Below are 16,551 nucleotides of genomic sequence, written 5' to 3' on the forward strand. Positions count from 1 at the left end.
AAAATACTATCAAATGGTATAATTTATTCATGTATAAGCAATTGTAATTTATGTTGATTTTATAGTGGTATGTGATTTGTGTTGTTTTTATTTTGTTGATATGTTAATTATAAAATGCAAAATACATCACAGAATAATATACAAGGAAATACCACATGAATAGAATTTATAAACTAATATGGAATGTAAGCCTAAATGCTTGGGTAGTATGTTCAGAGCTTGGGAGAAAAGGGAAATCATCATCGAAAGTGACTTTATTGATTGGTGGTGTTCTGATTTCCTCAGCGAGTTTAGCTGTAGAGTGTACGCAAGGAACAAATGGCTCTGTTACGGTTAATAATACAAATAATACTGGAGCAAATATTAACTGTGAGGTATCTACTATTTTACCTGAAATAGGAAATACAAGTATTTGGAATACGGGGTTTTTAGTTTATAGCCAAAATGCCAACAGAAGCATAACGCTGACCAATGATTTAACCACAACACTCAAGGGATCGGGGGGGATTTCAGTCTATGGAACTGCACCTAATTTTACATCTTCTTTTAATGCCGCTGGGAAAAAACTCGATCTCACGATTACAAATTTAGATAGTAATAGTAGCAATCCAAATGGGGATAATATTGCAAAAATAGGACTGGGAGTATCGCATGGGGGTACTTCAACTATTGGTACATTGAATCTTACCATGCTAGATTTACCCAAAGGGCCAACATTTAATGAACGATTTGAGCACTATGGTGTAGTTGTGGGGTCAAGTGTTAATTCTGCAGAAACAGCTGCTTTTAATGGGATGAGGTCCAAAGCTATATTTGATAATTTAAATATTAAAATGAGTGCAAATAATAACCCATCCTTTTTATCAAATTATCCGTTAGTTGTCGGTATTCGTGCAATTCAAGGAGCACCACAATCTTCTGGTAATGGTGCTGCTGGCTATGTAGAGGTGAATAAAGATTTAAACATTGATATTAAAAATCAAAAAAATGATGCAATAGGAATTTATATTTCTGGTTCTGAACAAGGTGGCATGGTACCAGAAGTTCATTTAAATAATAGCAATATCAGTATTGAGAGTACATCCACTCGCGCAAACGCTATTCGTTTAGGGAAAACAGCAGCAATTGGTACAGGCGAAGGTCGTTTATACTCCAAAGGAAAAATGATCATAGATACGACTAAAGCGCTTAATGATTCTGCAATTGATATTATTTGGCAGGGCGCTTTACTGGATGCCAATGCCGCTACCTCTAGTACTGAGATTAAAGCAGGCAGGGAAGCTATTAATATTAGTGGTAATTCAAGTCAAGCTACAGATCAAACAATTACAACATTTAATAATTTAATCATTAATAAAACAGCTACAAGTACGGCAAGTTTAATTACTGTAGGAACAAACCAAAAAAACTATATTTTCTCTGCTAGAGGTGATAACACATCACTGATTTCTAATACGGGAAATAATGCGTATTTGATTGATGTTCAAGGAGCAAGTACAACGCCAAGCCAAGTCAATTATCATTTTGAAAACGGATATATGCAGGGACTTGTAAATAAAACAGACAGCTCTACTTTAAATCTCAATTTAAAAAATAACGCGACTTGGCAATTGGAAGCGAATGGAAATAGTACTCAAGCGAACTTTACAACATTAAATTTAATAAATTCACAACTTGTTGCTCATGATGTGAATCGCAGTAATCTACTTACAAATACACAATCTGCTTTTAACTTAAAAGGAAACGTTGTTGCATCCAACTCTCAAATTGATCTGGCTAATGGTGTGGCTGGAGACAAATTAACCATTACTGGCGACTATACAACTGGAAATAATACTTGGCTAATGGACTCTTATTTAACGGGTCTTGGACAGAGTGGTGATTTAGGTGTAGATGGTAAATCATATACAGATAACGTCAAAATTACGGGTAATGTGATTGATAAAGGTATTGATTGGGTTTGGGTCAATAACTTAAATCTGGTTGATCCAACTGGAAAAGAATCCATTTTGATGTATGACATCGATGGTGCATCTAATGGTGAATTTCTTTTACAACGCCGTGTTGTAAAAGGCGGCTATGAATATCTGTTAAATAAGCATGCGAATGGTGACTGGTATCTTGAAAGTTTCAATATGAAAGGTGAAACGGGTGATACTGGAGCGACGGGTTCTACTGGCGCAACGGGTGATACTGGAGCCACAGGTTCTACAGGCGCAACAGGTTCTACGGGCGCAACGGGTGATACTGGAGCCACAGGTTCTACAGGTGCAACGGGTTCTACGGGCGCAACGGGTTCTACTGGAGCAACAGGTGATACTGGAGCCACAGGTTCTACAGGCGCAACAGGTTCTACGGGCGCAACGGGTGATACTGGAGCCACAGGTTCTACGGGCGCAACTGGTTCTACAGGTGCAACGGGTTCTACGGGCGCAACGGGTGATACTGGAGCGACTGGTTCTACTGGAGCGACTGGTTCTACGGGCGCAACGGGTTCTACAGGCGCAACGGGTGATACTGGAGCCACAGGTTCTACTGGGGCGACAGGTTCTACAGGTGCAACGGGTTCTACGGGAGCGACTGGTTCTACAGGTGCAACGGGTTCTACTGGAGCCACAGGTTCTACTGGTTCTACAGGTGCAACGGGTTCTACGGGTGCAACAGGTTCTACGGGCGCAACGGGTTCTACGGGAGCGACTGGTTCTACGGGCGCAACGGGTGATACTGGAGCCACAGGTTCTACGGGCGCAACTGGTTCTACAGGTGCAACTGGAGCCACAGGTTCTACAGGTGCAACGGGTGATACTGGAGCCACAGGTTCTACCGGTGCAACGGGTTCTACCGGAGCGACTGGTTCTACCGGAGCGACTGGTGATACTGGAGCCACAGGTTCTACAGGTGCAACGGGTGATACTGGAGCGACTGGTTCTACAGGTGCAACAGGTGATACTGGAGCCACAGGTTCTACAGGTGCAACGGGTGATACTGGAGCCACAGGTTCTACGGGCGCAACTGGTTCTACAGGTGCAACGGGTGATACTGGAGCCACAGGTTCTACAGGTGCAACTGGGGATACAGGAGCAACTGGTCCAACAGGCAGTACAGGTCCACATCAACCAGTCATTCGCCCAGAGGTTGGTAGTTATACTTTTAATGCCAATATTGCCAATAACTTATTTGTCCATCGTTTAGAAGATCGTATTGGTGCAAGTGAATACACCAATATGAATAAAGATGATGTCGGTCAACTCTGGTTAAGAGCTGTAGGGGGCTATAATGAATTTGAAGATAAATCTGGACAGATTGATACCGATGGTCATCATTATGTTTTACATGCAGGTTTAGGTTTGGCAAACTTTGGCGAAAAAGATGAATATAATGTCGGCTTAATGGCTGCTTATGGTAATGCAGGCAGTGATTCCAAATCATCAATTACAAATTACAAATCATCTTCAAAACTCGATGGTTATGGCTTTGGTTTATATGGAACCTGGTTTGAAAATCCGACTGAAAAAACTGGTGCATATGTCGATACATGGGCAATGTGGAGTAAGTTTAAAAATGAAGTATCTGGACAAGATTTTGGAACAGAAAAATATGATTCTTCAGGAATTACGGCCTCAATAGAAGCAGGTTCTAGCTATAAACTTGGACAAAGTGAAGGCGTTAGTTATTGGATTCAACCACAAGGTCAATTTATTTACCAAGATGTTCGATTAGATTCATTTAAAGAAAAATCTACAGGTACGTTAATTGATGAAGGCAAGGGCAATATTCAAACTCGTCTTGGAGCAAAAGCCTTTCTTGTGGTCCCTACAGATATTGCAGCTAGCTCAAACTATCGCCCATACGTCGCATTAAATTGGATTTATAATTCTGAAGACAAACTTGTGAAGTTAGATAATAGTTACTATGGTATTTCTGGCAACTCAAATTTGGGTGAAGTTAAATTTGGTGTTGAAGGGCAAACAAGCAAAAACAGTTATGCATGGTTTAATCTTTCATATCAGATGGGTAGTAATAACTATAGCGATTTCATTGGAAATATTGGTTGGAAAGTGAATTTCTAATTCTAGTATTTAAGTGTTCTTAAAAGAAATCCATCAAGAAGCCTTGCAATGCAAGGTTTCTTTCATATAGAAGTATGTAAATAGAATCAAAGAGAAAAAATATGACACTTTGCTTAAATATGATTGTAAAAGATGAAAGTCATATCATTGAACAAACATTAGAAAATATATGTCAACATTTTAAGTTGGATTACTGGGTGATCTCAGATACTGGATCTAGTGATCGTACACCAGAGATTATCGAAAACTTTTTTAAAGCGAAAAATATTCAAGGTGAGATAATTTATGAAGCTTGGCAAAATTTTAGTTATAACCGTAATATTGCTTTAAAAGCTTGTCTTGGAAAAAGTGATTACATTCTTATTTTTGATGCAGATGATTCAGTAACAGGTGAGTTAAGTCTACCGACTTTACAGAAAGATGCTTATTATTTTCAACTTTCCAATGAAGATCTCTCGGTAAAATATTTAAGAAAACTCATTATTAAAAATAATGCTCAGTATCATTGGCGCGGTGTTTTACATGAATATTTAGAAAATAAAAATGAGCAAGAGGTAGGGGAAGTTCAAGGCGCTTATGTCGTTATTTCAGGTCGAAAGGGTAATCGGAGTTTAGATAAAGACAAATACTTAAAAGATGCCAAAATCCTTGAAATGGCTTATATCTCTGGTGATGATCCAGATTTATTACCACGTTATGCATTCTATTGTGCACAATCATATAAAGATGCAGGACAGATAGATAAAGCAATAGAATGGTATCTAAAGCGGGCTGAATTAGATACAGGTTGGTATGATGAAAAATACTGTAGTTTTGAGCAATTGGGTTTACTTTATGAAAGTGAAAAAAATTACAAAGATGCACTATCGTATTGGCAGATGGGAATAGCCCATGATCCACATAGAGCTGAGTGTTGGTATCATTTGGCTAGACGGCATAGTTGGGATCATCATCCTGAATTGGCTTACTGTTTTGCCAAACAAGCCAGTGAAATAAAAATGCCGGAAGGTAATCGTTTATTTTTAAAGAAAGATATTTATAAATTTTGGTCACTATATGAATGGTGCTTAAATGCATACAAACTTGGAAAAATTGAAGAGTCCTATCAAGCCTTTAAAAAATTAGTTGAACATTGTCCAGAAGACCTTGTCAATCGTTTAACAGATCAAATCAATGAATATCGTTGTTTTATTATGCAAGACTCTTTTTATGAGGGGCAGTTGTTGGCACTGAATTTACATCGAGTTGGAAAAAAAGCGTTATTAGAAAAAATTTTAAACGGGAATTAAAAACCGATATTCATTGTTGAGTAAGTTAAATGAAAAACCTTATAAACCCTAGTTTATAAGGTTTTAACGCATCTACTCAGAATAATATAAATCAGATTTCGGGATTGATCATTTATTCACTTTGGGCTTAATCATCTAGCACTTTAGACTGTCGTTCATTATCTGCTTTCCCAATCTGCCAGTAAGAACAGGCATAGCAATCTTCTTTGCCCCAATCACTTTGCTTTCTTAAGATATTACGACATGCCCGTACGGCTTGTAGTTCGGCGGTAATATGTGCAAAACGGCTTGCTGGTAGATTAATGAATTCAGGATGGCGTAACAATTCGTCAGCCAATAAACTTTGCTGAAGCGGGTTCGGATTGAACAGCCATGTTTGCTCTAAATCAGCTTGTGTATGTAGTTCGATTTGATCTTCTACAGTTGCTACTTCTGCAATGACATATACTTTGGCATCAGCTGTTAATTTTTCTAAGATCGCTTGAGTAACTGCAAGTCCAGTCCCATCAGTGATAATGAGATAATGATTCAGCCCTGTAGGGATTGAATTTTTAGCGGCAGTAGACATGGTTACGCCAATTTGATCTCCAGGTTGAGCACGATCTGCCCAGTGACAAGCCACGGTATCTGTACCATGCATTGCAAACTCGATGGTTAGGGTTTTGTTGACTAAATCAATATCTCGATGGGTATAAGTCCGAATTTCTGGCATCATCTCAGGATTACTGACAATCCATTTACGCTGATTAAAATCAAAATCAGGAATTTCTATCGCAGTTTGATCATGCCTTGGAATAAAAATTTTATTGTTATCACCAATACTGGTGTATTTGAATTTCTCTACATCTGCACAGTCAAAAATAATACGAACATAGTTTGGACCTAGATATATTTTCTCTTTCACTTGAATAAAAGTGCGATGTGCATTCAGCGCCATGATTTATTCCATATAAATAACAATAATTCTCATTATCGTATCGGCTTTTACATGAAAATGCCACTATTACCGCGAGAGTTGATGATAAAACTGCAAAGATGCTCTATATCCTGCATCAATAAATCATAAACAATTTAATCTATCTTTTGTATTATTCAGTATGAGGGGGAATAGTATAGGTTACAGAATCATATTTAGGTTTCTTTTTATACTCAGAAATAACCCCACCTAAAGATTCCGCGATATGGCGACTGGCATAATTTTCGACAGCTACAGGATAAATAAAATTTTTAAAACTCAAGTTGACTGAAGCCCAATGAACCATGCTTGTTACCGCATCTTTACCAAATCCTAACTTATGTCGATCTTCTCGAATCCAAATGCCTAATTCAGGTGTTTCCGTTTGTATTTGATGCAATCCTGCAAGGCCAAGAAACTCATGATTAGCAATGTTTCTGACGACGAAAATTAACTCATTCCCATCTTTAATATTCTCTAGCCATTTATGCCAAATCTCATCAAACTCTTGACGGCTTTGCGGAAGATCCCAAGCCATATATCGAGTCAAGGTGGGAGTAATATACTGAAATACCTCATCAGCATCTAAAGATGTAAATGGTTTTAAAACAACTTGAAAAAAATGGATCTCTATATTATTCCAGTTCAAAAAAACCTCGAAAATTCAAAATTACAGTTAATTTATCGTATAGCAGACAAAAGATACATGGTTAAAATCAGGATCGGTTTAAGCTAAAAACTATCTTAAATTGAAGTCATCAATAGGGATATCGATCCTAATTCTCTGACTTTATTATTCTGAATATCGAGTTTCAATTTAATGCTTGTACTCATAGCAATCAGAACTTTTATTGATCTACTTTAATCAATAACCCGCGGAGTAAAAGGTTTAGTGCTGTTCTTCCAGACTTGAGTCTTTGATTATGGTCTTCACCATCAGCTATCCAAAACGCGGCTTCAGCTAAACTGCCATAAATTAAGCAGGCGAGTGCTTGTGGATCAGCTTGCTCAATGATTCCTTGCTGGATAAGTTGCGCTATCTGTCTTTGCATCGAATCAATACAGTGTTGTTGCGAATCTATAGATGCACTACCCAATACCGCTCGTGCATCGCGCAGTACGATGCGTTGATATTCTGATTCTATTGCCATGTCCAGATAAATATGACAACGCTGACTAAATCCTGACCAAATGTCTTTAGCTTGTTCGGAGATCACATCTAAACGTTGATCCATTTCATGATCGATTTGTGCGACGACTGCAGCCAGTAATCCTTTTTTATCACCAAAATGGTGATACAACGCACCACGAGTGAAACCTGCTTGTGCGGTGAGATCATCCATTGAGGTATCGGCATAACCGCGTTCACTAAAGACTTTTCGAGCCATTGCGATCAGTGCAGCACGGGTTTCTTCCATTTCAATACGTGTACGACGAACCATCAACTTCTCCTTACATACGTTTCGTATGATTATTTACATACACTTCGTATGAATGTATGCTTTATTCATACGAAGTGTATGTATTTTTGCTGAATCCTTATATGTTTGCAAGAGATTGTATTCAGGAGAGTCTGATGATTGGTCCATATAGAGAACTATTTTGTGTCGCGGGTACCCAAGGTTTTGCTTTGGCTGGCTTATTGGCTCGGATTGCCTTACCGATGACCGGCATTGGTATCATTGTTATGTTATCTCAACTGAGGGGGAGCTATGCGCTGGCTGGTGCCGTGTCTGCGGTATTCGTATTGACATACGCTTTAGTGTCGCCACAAGTATCAAAGTTAGTTGATCAATATGGACAAAGTTGCATACTGCCTATCGTAACAACGATCAGCAGTATTGGTTTATTGATATTGGTATTTGCTTCATGGTGGCAGGCTGCTGATTGGACGTTGTTTGTGGGGGCATTATTGGCGGGTTTTATGCCCAGTATATCTGCCATGGTAAGGGCGCGTTGGACAGCAATATATGCTGGACAAGCTCAATTACAAACCGCTTACTCACTAGAAACAGTACTAGATGAAGTCACCTTTATTATCGGTCCGCCATTGTCTGTTGGTTTATCGGTAGCAGTGTTAGCACAAGCAAGTTTACTGGTTGCAACATTGTTGTTGATTATCGGTGTATTTTTACTGGTGTTACAACGGGGTACAGAACCCCAAATCGACACACAAGATTTAACTCATAAGCGTTCAGGCTCAATCACTATGCCTGTTCAGATACGCTTGCTGACATTGTTAATGGTTGGAATGGGGATCATTGTAGGCACGATTGATATCGTTAGTGTCGCCTTTGCTGAACATCTTGGTCAGCCTGCAGCTGCCAGTTTGGTGCTTTCTGCATATGCGTTAAGTTCATGTTTAGCTGGCTTATTATTTGGTGCAGTTAAATTGAAAATGTCTTTACAGCATCTTTTATTATTCGGAGGCGTGGCAACTGCAGCGAGTACATTACCCTTATTATGGGTGAATAGTATTACGATGTTGGCAAGTAGTGTTTTACTTGCAGGGGTATTTTTTGCACCGACGATGATCGTCGCAATGGCACTGGTTGAGCGCATTGTGCCAAAACATCGCCTGACGGAAGGTATGACATGGTTACTGGCTGGGTTAAATGTTGGCGTGGCACTAGGCGCAGCAATCTCTGGACAGATGGTTGATGGCTATGGGCTAAGATCAGGTTTTCTCGTTGCATTATGCGCAGGAGGTATGGTGTTGGTGGTTGTGTTATGGGCACATTATCATATGGCTAATGACAGCATAGCCATATCAAATGATCCGTCATGATGATCAGTACGATTCTTTTTGCTGTGCTTTCTGGAGAGGTCTTCGATTGAGGACTTTAGTTTAAGTAAATGCCATGATTCATAAAAACTATTTCAGCGATTCAATGCGGAAATGGTTTTTATGAAATATGTGTGCTTAAGATAGCGTTAAATGATTTTATCTAAAGCGTATTCTGTTGGTTATAGTATGTTGGTAATAGCGCGTTGGTTTTGCTGTAAGATAAAACTCTAATTTTTACCATGACTATGTGTTAATTTCGGTTTTAACTGCCCAATTCACTTTTTGCCCAGTTTGGGGCATCTAACATTTGATGGACACGTTTCTTATCAACATCATTTTCCCATACACCAATCACTAAAGTTGCGACACAATTACCAATCAAGTTGCTTACTGCTCTTAAAATACCAATCAGCCAATCCACTGAAAGGATCAATACCAAGCCAATGGCCGGTATAACAGGAAAACTGGATAAGGTCGCAGCGAGTACAACGATCGCTGATGCGGGGATGCCATGTGCTCCTTTTGAGGTAAACAAGGTGATTAAAAGAATCATGATAAGGTCTGAAATTGTTAGATGAACGCCTGTCGCTTGTGCAATAAATACAACAGCAAGGGTGAGATAAATTGAAAAGCCATCTAAGTTAAAAGAGTAGCCCGATGGAATGACCAGACTTACCGTGGAGTCTTTTATCCCTAATTTTTTTAGTTTATACATCACTTGCGGTAGCACAGAATCAGAAGATGATGTTCCACATACGATGGTGATTTCTTCTCTAAAATAGCGAATGAGCTTAAAAATATTGAAGCCTAAGAATTTTAATACCAGACCAAGTATGACGATCACAAAGAAAATCACAGTTACATAATAAATTAAGACCAAATAGCCCAGATTAAGTAAGGTTTCTATTCCAAATTTTGCCACGGTAAAAGAAATTGCACCAAAAACGCCAATAGGGGCCAATTTGATGATAATGGACATGATTTTAAAGATAACTTGAGATATTTTATCGATAAAAGAGGCGACAGGTTCACTGACATCTTTAGACAGCATAGATAATGCAACGCCAAATAAAATTGAAAAGACAACCACTTGCAGAATATCATTCCCCGTAAATGCACCCACAGCAGTTTGAGGAATCATATTTAAAAAGAAATCAGATACACCTGTAACTGCATGGATATTTTCATTGTACTTGGTCATTTGGGACGCATCTAAAGTCGAAATATCCACGTGCATACCATGCCCAGGTTTAAATATATAGGCTGCGGCTAAGCCTAAAATTAGAGCGATAGTGGTCATGATTTCAAAATAAATCAGCGTTTTTATTCCCACTTTCCCAGCTTTTTTTAAGTCTCCTGCACCATAGATTCCTAACACAATGACGCAGAATATAAGTGGAGCAATCAACATTTTGACAAGTTTGACAAAGCCATTACCAAACACTTGAAAATTGATCGCAATATGAGGCAAAAAGTAACCGAATAAACAGCCAATCACCAATGCAATCATTACTTGTAAAAATAAAGAGCGTTTAATGAGCTTCATTGAGGAGATTCATAACTAAAAGGTCACTTGAAAAAGCAATAGTTATGCCATTTTTTGAATGAATAATTTTTGGTCTTTTCTGTAGTTTTTGTTGTAGTGTTATTTGATCGTTTGATACATAGGTTGCTTAATAGCAGTATAGATAGAATAACAAAAAGGATATCTAACAAGCCTTAAAACAATATCCTAAAACATTTAACAATAAGAAGCTAAAACTTGTACATCTACAATCGTATTTTTTGTTAGCTTGAAATATACCGTATTGTTGGAGTAAGAAAATGACTAAAAAAGTACTATTCATCACTTCAAATTCTGGCGTTGAGCATGATGAGCTTAAAAAACCTTTAGACTTTTTGACGAGCAAGGGCATAGAAAGCATTCACGCTGCAATTGAATTAAAAGATGTACGAACCGTAGTTCATGATGATGAAAAATCGGTGTCATATAGTCCGCATGCGATTTTGGAAAAAGTAGATCCAAGTGATTATGATCTGCTGGTTATTCCAGGGGGAACGGTCAATGCCGATCAATTGAGAATTGATGACAATGCTAAGAAAATCATTCAATCCTTTACAGAACATAAGAAACCGATTGCTGCCATATGTCATGGACCATGGGCTTTAATCAATGCAGAAAGAATTAAAGATAAAAATTTGACTTCATATAAAAGTATTCGCATAGATTTAGAGAATGCTGGTGCAAATTGGGTAGATGAAGAAGTTCATCGTTGTAATACAGGTGGATGGGTACTCATTACATCGCGTAGTCCAGATGATATTCCTGCCTTTAATGAGGCGATATTAAAAGAGTTGGAATAAGTAATAGGGCAAGGCTAGGCAGAGTTTAAATTTTTTGAGATAGCCCTTTAATCGAGGGTTATTTCATAAAATCTTTGAATATGTTGGGTTTTAATTCCCCACACAGAACCTGATATTCTATGTTGATGGTTTTCAAAACTTTGTCGATTCTCAAAAACTTCATAGACATCCCAAATTAAGAGATTTTGACTCTGTTTGACCTCAAAAGAAACACAACCTTGTTCTTGTCTGGTTAACTTGATATATTCTGGAAGATACTTGATTACGATATTTAATTCTTGTTCAGACACACAGATTAATTGACCACATAGCTTAACCATCGCATTCTCATTGATAAAATATAGCTGTTGTTTTATGTAGGCGTAGTACTAGTCTTGCATATATTATTATTCTTTGCGTAAAAATTTAATGCGCATTTTATTCGATCTTTCATAAATCAAAAATGATCATGTTGAGTGATTTATATTGGTATTGATGGTTAGAATCAAGGAGTGTGTTGATCTATGGTTTAGAAATGACTTATGAAAGAAGCCTATTGAATTGTTTATAGATAACTTAATAAAGAAGCAGATATTAAAAAACCACTTAGGATTAATGCACCTAAGTGGTTGTCTTATTTGGTGGGCCCGCCCAGACTTGAACTGGGGACCAACGGATTATGAGTCCTGAATTTTTCGAGTTTACTACTGTTTACGAGTGTTGATTAAAATTATATTTTATCTTTAATATTAATTGTTTACTTGATATCTGTATTTATCAGTGTTGACTGATATTGATTTAATTTGCTTACATACCGCTTACACAGAGTTCGATGTAAGCAAATGAAGCTAAAATTCACAACAAATAAGGTAGCTAAGCTAGAAAAACCAGGAGAAGGTAGGAATCAAGTTTTTTACTGGGATATTGATACGCCGGGTCTTTCTGTGCGTGTTACCCAAAACGAGAATAGATCTTACATTTTTCAAAGTCGAGTTACAGGCAAAAGTTTACGCATAACTGTGGGTGATGTAAATGTCTGGTCACTAGATGATGCACGAAAAGAAGCAAGACGCTTACAGCAACTTTGCGATCAAGGGATAGATCCAAGAAGAAACAAGGCTGAAGAAGATCAGAAAAATGAAAATTTTGCTCAAGAAAAGCAAAATGAAAAAATAACTTTTGGTGATGTCTTTTTTGAATATGTTACCGCAAATAAGCACCTGTGGTCGGAGAGGCACCTTAGAGATCATCTTGATCTTTCACACCGTGGTGGTGAAGAAAAAGTACGCGGAAAAGGTTTAACAATACCAGGGGTTTTGGCTTCAATACTTGATGTGCCACTAGTAAAGGTATCATCAGATACATTGATTGCTTGGCAAACAAAGGAAGCAGAATCAAGACCTGGAAGGGCAGCATTAGGATTTAGAATTGCTAGATCTTGTATAAATTGGTGTCAAGAGCATGACATATATATGCACTTGATCGATGCTAAAGTGCATCAAGCCAAACGAGTGCGTCGAGCAGTGCCAGTTTTGAAGCCTGTAAAAAATTCTGTGCAGCGCAATCAATTAAAAGATTGGTTTTTAGCTGTAAATGAAATCCCAAACATAATGCATAAAACTTTTCTACAAATTAGTATTTTATGTGGGCCTCGTTCTGAATCAATGCGTTCTTTGACCTATGCGCAAGTTGATTTTAAATGGAAAACAATAAGCATTTGGGACAAAGTAGAGCAGGAAAATCGTATTATCCCGATGACTCCTTATGTTGAAAAGCTTTTATCACAATTGCCAAAACACCCTGAGTCAGATTTTGTCTTTTGGTCTGAGCTATCAGAGTCAGGACATATTACAGATATTCGAAACAGTTATTATGCAGCTCTCGCAGAAAAGGGCCTACCAAAATTTACTATCCATGATTTGCGTAGATCATTTTCAAACTTAGCAGAGTGGTTAGATATACCAACTGGTGTGGTTGCTCAAATTATGGGGCATAAGCCAAGTGCCACAGCAGAGAAGCATTATAAAGATAGACCAGTCGATCTTTTGAGAATGCATCATACAAAAATAGAAAATTGGATTCTAGAAGAAGCTAAGATATATAACATGAGAGACAAAAATGCCTGATTTATTTCCATCATTTTCATCATTTGAGTATATAACTTTATTTTTAACGATTATGTCTTGTTTAGCAGGGCGAATTCAAACATGAGGTGCGACAGTTTCAAAAGCCTTATGATAATCAACAAGCTGAGCAAACTTCTCTAATGGTGTAAGCCAATCTAACGCTTTTCTAGGACGAGTATTCAGTGACATGGCAACTTGATTTAAATAATGCTGATCTGCCTGATTTAAATCAATCCCTTTAGGTAAATATTGCCTAATTAAACCATTCATATTTTCGCATGTGCCTTTTTGCCAGGGTGAATGTGGGTCACAGAAATATACATCTATGCCTAAATCTTCTTCGAGTTTTTTATGTTCTGACATCTCACGTCCACGGTCATAGGTCAACGTTTTACGCAGTTCTGCAGGTAAATATTTCAGAGCTTCAGTTAAAGCCTTGCGCACGGATTCTGCCTTTGCATCAGGTAATGTTGCCAAGATACAGAGCCGTGTATTTCGTTCAATAAGTGTTGCTATCGAACTTTTATTGTCTTTACCTTTAATTAAATCGGCTTCCCAATGACCCGGTATTTTTCTTTCTTGAACTTCGGCTGGGCGCTCATGAATAGTTTTAATATCCTGTAATATAGAATCTTTTTTAGGTTCACCGTTAGCTTTTCGCTTTTTATTTTCATGACGCAGACAGGATAATAAGTCTTTTTTCAACTCACCCTTTGGTAATGCTCGTATAGTTGAGTAAATCGTTGTATGGCTTACATTCATTGTTTGATCCAAATCAGGAAATGTCTTTAAACGCTTTGCTATTTGCTGAGGAGACCATAAACAACGGATCGCTTCAACAATAAATTTCCAAAGGATTGAATCGATTTTGAGTTTTCTATGACCACGTCTACGTCTAGCGAAGGTGTGATCAGAAGCATATCGGGCTTGATAAACGTCATTGATGCTATTTCTTTTAAGTTCACGATAGATCGTACTAGGATGTCTTTTAATAAGTTCAGCAAATTTTCTGGGTGAAAAGCCTTCTTTTCTTGATTCAAGCATTAATGCAGTACGATCTTCAAAGTTAAGATGATGGTATGACAATTTTATATACTCCATAAACCCTTTAAATTAATTAGGTGGTTTATGTCGCACTTCAAGTTTTACTCTGCCCAGGTATATTTGCTGCTTTATATACGTATTTATCTTATTTTTTATCAACAAATTCTAAAAAAGATACAGGAAAGAAATATTTAGAAATTGAAGCATATTATAGAAATTTTATAAATATCCCACCAAGTATAAAAACTAACGAATTACTTAAAAAAACTGCAATGTTATCTTTTAACGATGGTGTAGATCTACCACTAGAAATTACTGATAGTTTGACAACAAAATATGCGTCTGAATACTTTTATTTAGTTTCAAAACTAAAAAGGACTTCAAGGTATTTTGAGGTAAATGATAATGTTATTAGCTGTAAATATACAGAAAAAGTATTATTTAAAAAGGGAGCTTTTTGGGGTGTTCTGTATATGATCTTTGGGTGTATTGCAGTTTATCTTATACAAACTTACAGCTGGTACCTAGAGACATTTTCAACAGGAAAAAGTGATTTAAATTTTATAAGTTCATACATATTAATCACCGTAATTTTCTCGTTAGCATCAATTACATCTTTAGTTTCAATGTTTCATATAATCAATGTGGGTGAGGTTTCGAAAATAATTAATAAAATAAATATAAAAAAGGGGCTTTAAGCCCCTACCAAATTTCGAATATCTGTCAATCGCCACTTAGCGCCATTTCCTGTCATTACAGGTTTTAAATCACCTTTACCTTGGCTTGCCCAGACTCTAAGAGTGTTTGGCTTATAACCAAGTATAGTTGCTGCATCCGTGGTGCTTACAAGACTAGCGCCTGAATTAATGAGTTGGGCTAATTTTTCTTCAGGCTTTAGTTTAATTGCTCCCATACTATTCTCCTCAACTATCCGTTCTTTTGGCTTGTGCAAATGCCTGTGATTCATTATGTCTTTTTAATTCTGCAGCTGAATTCATCCCACCAACTCCACATTTCAAATTTAATAATTACTAAACTGTTCGTATAAATCATGATTTCAAGCAACAAGAGAAATATTTCCATTAGGATTTACCTCTGCTGTTATGTAATCGGGTGAAGCTAAATGCTCCTCGAATTCCTTACCTAATTCGAAAGCAGCAGTGTTCCCATTTAGGGCATCTGTTACCAATACATAGTGATGTTTCTTTTTGATTCCACGATCGCTAGTGCGGGCCGTGAAACCTTTAAATTTGAGATTTTTAACTTCATAGCCAAGCTTTTCCAACCAAATTTTGAAAGCAAGTAGGTTTTTCGTCTTCACTACTGTTTGATTCATCAGTCCACCTGCTTATGTAATTGATGTTTCAAGTTTTTGATCTTAGCCAGTAATAGGCAGGATTCATTGCTATCTGGTGTAGCCAATTCATGATAGCTTTGACTATATCTAACCATTTCAGCCTTGCTCATTAGAATCAAATTTTCAATTCGACAATCTGTTTTATCCTGGTTCTTAAAGGCCACAACATAGCCTTCAGGAATAAGGCCTTTTTCCTTTTCCCAAACTATTCTATGTTTTAATTCAAACACGCTTGGCTCAGATGTTTTAACCAGGACATAACCATCTTTAGAGCAAATTCTTTCATAGCCGATGGGCTTAGCATTCCAAGTGGGACGGCCTTTTTTAAAACTAGTTTTGTTTGCGCTGGTTAGGCCCTTGGTACCAGTATTCCACGGTTTAGAGCCTTTCTCGAAGCAACCGGTTCTACCTGTGCTCCATTTTTTTCTCTTACAAAGGGATTTGATTTGTTCAACACTGAAAGATGTACCGAATAGGGCATTAGTCTTCTCAGTTAACTCTTTTCGCCCCAAGATGGAATTTGATTTAATAAAATCCAATTGAGCTTGGGTATATTTAACCGCAATACCTTTTGACATA

15 protein-coding genes are annotated in these 16,551 nt (G+C 37.5%); 6 read left to right on the forward strand and 9 right to left on the reverse strand.

Going from position 1 to position 16,551, the window contains the following annotated elements; all coding sequences use genetic code 11:
* Positions 1 to 155 precede the first annotated feature (155 nt).
* Positions 156 to 4,070, forward strand: coding sequence for an autotransporter outer membrane beta-barrel domain-containing protein (locus MTO68_RS09810; RefSeq protein WP_244015761.1), 3,915 nt, complete (start codon positions 156 to 158; stop codon positions 4,068 to 4,070).
* 101 nt (positions 4,071 to 4,171) lie between these two features.
* Entirely contained in the window at positions 4,172 to 5,359 is a 1,188-nt protein-coding gene (locus MTO68_RS09815) for a glycosyltransferase (protein ID WP_244015762.1), read from the forward strand.
* A gap of 127 nt (positions 5,360 to 5,486) precedes the next feature.
* Here the strand turns inward: MTO68_RS09815 and MTO68_RS09820 are convergent, their stop codons facing one another.
* The 3 genes from MTO68_RS09820 to MTO68_RS09830 all read right to left on the reverse strand — a co-directional run bounded on the left by MTO68_RS09820 (position 5,487) and on the right by MTO68_RS09830 (position 7,756).
* Positions 5,487 to 6,296 carry a siderophore-interacting protein gene (locus MTO68_RS09820; protein WP_244015763.1) on the reverse strand — a complete coding sequence of 270 codons (810 nt, stop codon included), beginning with the start codon at positions 6,294 to 6,296 and terminating at the stop codon, positions 5,487 to 5,489.
* A 151-nt stretch (positions 6,297 to 6,447) separates the two neighbouring features.
* Positions 6,448 to 6,963, reverse strand: a complete 516-nt coding sequence (locus MTO68_RS09825; protein ID WP_244015764.1) for a GNAT family N-acetyltransferase — start codon at positions 6,961 to 6,963, stop codon at positions 6,448 to 6,450.
* Positions 6,964 to 7,162: 199 nt separating this feature from the next.
* Positions 7,163 to 7,756 carry a TetR/AcrR family transcriptional regulator gene (locus MTO68_RS09830; RefSeq protein WP_244015765.1) on the reverse strand — a complete coding sequence of 198 codons (594 nt, stop codon included), beginning with the start codon at positions 7,754 to 7,756 and terminating at the stop codon, positions 7,163 to 7,165.
* Positions 7,757 to 7,890: 134 nt separating this feature from the next.
* Between MTO68_RS09830 and MTO68_RS09835 the strand changes: the two genes are divergently transcribed.
* Positions 7,891 to 9,102: an MFS transporter gene (locus MTO68_RS09835; RefSeq protein WP_244015766.1), complete on the forward strand. Its 1,212-nt coding sequence runs from the start codon at positions 7,891 to 7,893 to the stop codon at positions 9,100 to 9,102.
* 262 nt (positions 9,103 to 9,364) lie between these two features.
* On the opposite strand, the gene dctA is transcribed toward MTO68_RS09835, so the two are convergent.
* Entirely contained in the window at positions 9,365 to 10,648 is a 1,284-nt protein-coding gene (gene dctA, locus MTO68_RS09840; protein WP_244015767.1) for a C4-dicarboxylate transporter DctA, read from the reverse strand.
* Positions 10,649 to 10,926: 278 nt separating this feature from the next.
* Here dctA and MTO68_RS09845 point away from each other — a divergent pair, with 278 nt between their 5' ends.
* The gene (locus MTO68_RS09845; RefSeq protein WP_244015768.1) at positions 10,927 to 11,466 is read left to right on the forward strand and encodes a type 1 glutamine amidotransferase domain-containing protein; all 540 of its coding nucleotides are present in this window, start codon (positions 10,927 to 10,929) and stop codon (positions 11,464 to 11,466) included.
* A gap of 47 nt (positions 11,467 to 11,513) precedes the next feature.
* On the opposite strand, the gene MTO68_RS09850 is transcribed toward MTO68_RS09845, so the two are convergent.
* The gene (locus MTO68_RS09850) at positions 11,514 to 11,786 is read right to left on the reverse strand and encodes an antibiotic biosynthesis monooxygenase (protein WP_244015769.1); all 273 of its coding nucleotides are present in this window, start codon (positions 11,784 to 11,786) and stop codon (positions 11,514 to 11,516) included.
* Positions 11,787 to 12,287: 501 nt separating this feature from the next.
* Between MTO68_RS09850 and MTO68_RS09855 the strand changes: the two genes are divergently transcribed.
* The gene (locus MTO68_RS09855) at positions 12,288 to 13,571 is read left to right on the forward strand and encodes an integrase family protein (RefSeq protein ID WP_244015770.1); all 1,284 of its coding nucleotides are present in this window, start codon (positions 12,288 to 12,290) and stop codon (positions 13,569 to 13,571) included.
* A 75-nt stretch (positions 13,572 to 13,646) separates the two neighbouring features.
* Here the strand turns inward: MTO68_RS09855 and MTO68_RS09860 are convergent, their stop codons facing one another.
* Positions 13,647 to 14,615 carry an IS30 family transposase gene (locus tag MTO68_RS09860; protein WP_235663160.1) on the reverse strand — a complete coding sequence of 323 codons (969 nt, stop codon included), beginning with the start codon at positions 14,613 to 14,615 and terminating at the stop codon, positions 13,647 to 13,649.
* A gap of 77 nt (positions 14,616 to 14,692) precedes the next feature.
* Here MTO68_RS09860 and MTO68_RS09865 point away from each other — a divergent pair, with 77 nt between their 5' ends.
* Positions 14,693 to 15,313 (forward strand): hypothetical protein, encoded by a 621-nt coding sequence (locus MTO68_RS09865; RefSeq protein WP_244015771.1) that lies wholly within the window; start codon positions 14,693 to 14,695, stop codon positions 15,311 to 15,313.
* Here MTO68_RS09865 and MTO68_RS09870 read toward each other — a convergent pair.
* The 3 genes from MTO68_RS09870 to MTO68_RS09880 form a co-directional block, all read right to left on the reverse strand.
* On the reverse strand, positions 15,310 to 15,528 hold the full coding sequence (locus tag MTO68_RS09870; protein ID WP_234623910.1) for a helix-turn-helix domain-containing protein: 219 nt from the start codon (positions 15,526 to 15,528) through the stop codon (positions 15,310 to 15,312). The two genes, MTO68_RS09865 and MTO68_RS09870, sit on opposite strands and share 4 nt — an antisense overlap.
* 144 nt (positions 15,529 to 15,672) lie before the next feature.
* Positions 15,673 to 15,951, reverse strand: coding sequence for a response regulator (locus tag MTO68_RS09875; RefSeq protein ID WP_234623911.1), 279 nt, complete (start codon positions 15,949 to 15,951; stop codon positions 15,673 to 15,675).
* Positions 15,951 to 16,550 (reverse strand): HNH endonuclease signature motif containing protein, encoded by a 600-nt coding sequence (locus tag MTO68_RS09880; RefSeq protein WP_234623912.1) that lies wholly within the window; start codon positions 16,548 to 16,550, stop codon positions 15,951 to 15,953. The genes MTO68_RS09875 and MTO68_RS09880 overlap by 1 nt, the downstream gene beginning before the upstream one ends.
* Position 16,551 lies beyond the last annotated feature (1 nt).

The organism is Acinetobacter sp. NyZ410 (assembly GCF_022828975.1).
GTDB lineage: Bacteria > Pseudomonadota > Gammaproteobacteria > Pseudomonadales > Moraxellaceae > Acinetobacter > Acinetobacter guillouiae.

Bases quoted from the DNA above. Each gene is read 5' to 3' on its own strand.
- MTO68_RS09845 (WP_244015768.1), top strand. From the start codon at position 10,927: ATGACTAAAAAAGTACTATTCATCACTTCAAATTCTGGCGTTGAGCAT.
- MTO68_RS09835 (WP_244015766.1), top strand. From the start codon at position 7,891: ATGATTGGTCCATATAGAGAACTATTTTGTGTCGCGGGTACCCAAGGT.
- MTO68_RS09810 (WP_244015761.1), top strand. From the start codon at position 156: ATGAATAGAATTTATAAACTAATATGGAATGTAAGCCTAAATGCTTGG.
- MTO68_RS09820 (WP_244015763.1), bottom strand. From the start codon at position 6,296: ATGGCGCTGAATGCACATCGCACTTTTATTCAAGTGAAAGAGAAAATA.
- MTO68_RS09850 (WP_244015769.1), bottom strand. From the start codon at position 11,786: ATGGTTAAGCTATGTGGTCAATTAATCTGTGTGTCTGAACAAGAATTA.
- MTO68_RS09875 (WP_234623911.1), bottom strand. From the start codon at position 15,951: ATGAATCAAACAGTAGTGAAGACGAAAAACCTACTTGCTTTCAAAATT.
- dctA (WP_244015767.1), bottom strand. From the start codon at position 10,648: ATGAAGCTCATTAAACGCTCTTTATTTTTACAAGTAATGATTGCATTG.
- MTO68_RS09880 (WP_234623912.1), bottom strand. From the start codon at position 16,550: ATGTCAAAAGGTATTGCGGTTAAATATACCCAAGCTCAATTGGATTTT.
- MTO68_RS09870 (WP_234623910.1), bottom strand. From the start codon at position 15,528: ATGGGAGCAATTAAACTAAAGCCTGAAGAAAAATTAGCCCAACTCATT.
- MTO68_RS09855 (WP_244015770.1), top strand. From the start codon at position 12,288: ATGAAGCTAAAATTCACAACAAATAAGGTAGCTAAGCTAGAAAAACCA.
- MTO68_RS09830 (WP_244015765.1), bottom strand. From the start codon at position 7,756: ATGGTTCGTCGTACACGTATTGAAATGGAAGAAACCCGTGCTGCACTG.
- MTO68_RS09860 (WP_235663160.1), bottom strand. From the start codon at position 14,615: ATGCTTGAATCAAGAAAAGAAGGCTTTTCACCCAGAAAATTTGCTGAA.
- MTO68_RS09815 (WP_244015762.1), top strand. From the start codon at position 4,172: ATGACACTTTGCTTAAATATGATTGTAAAAGATGAAAGTCATATCATT.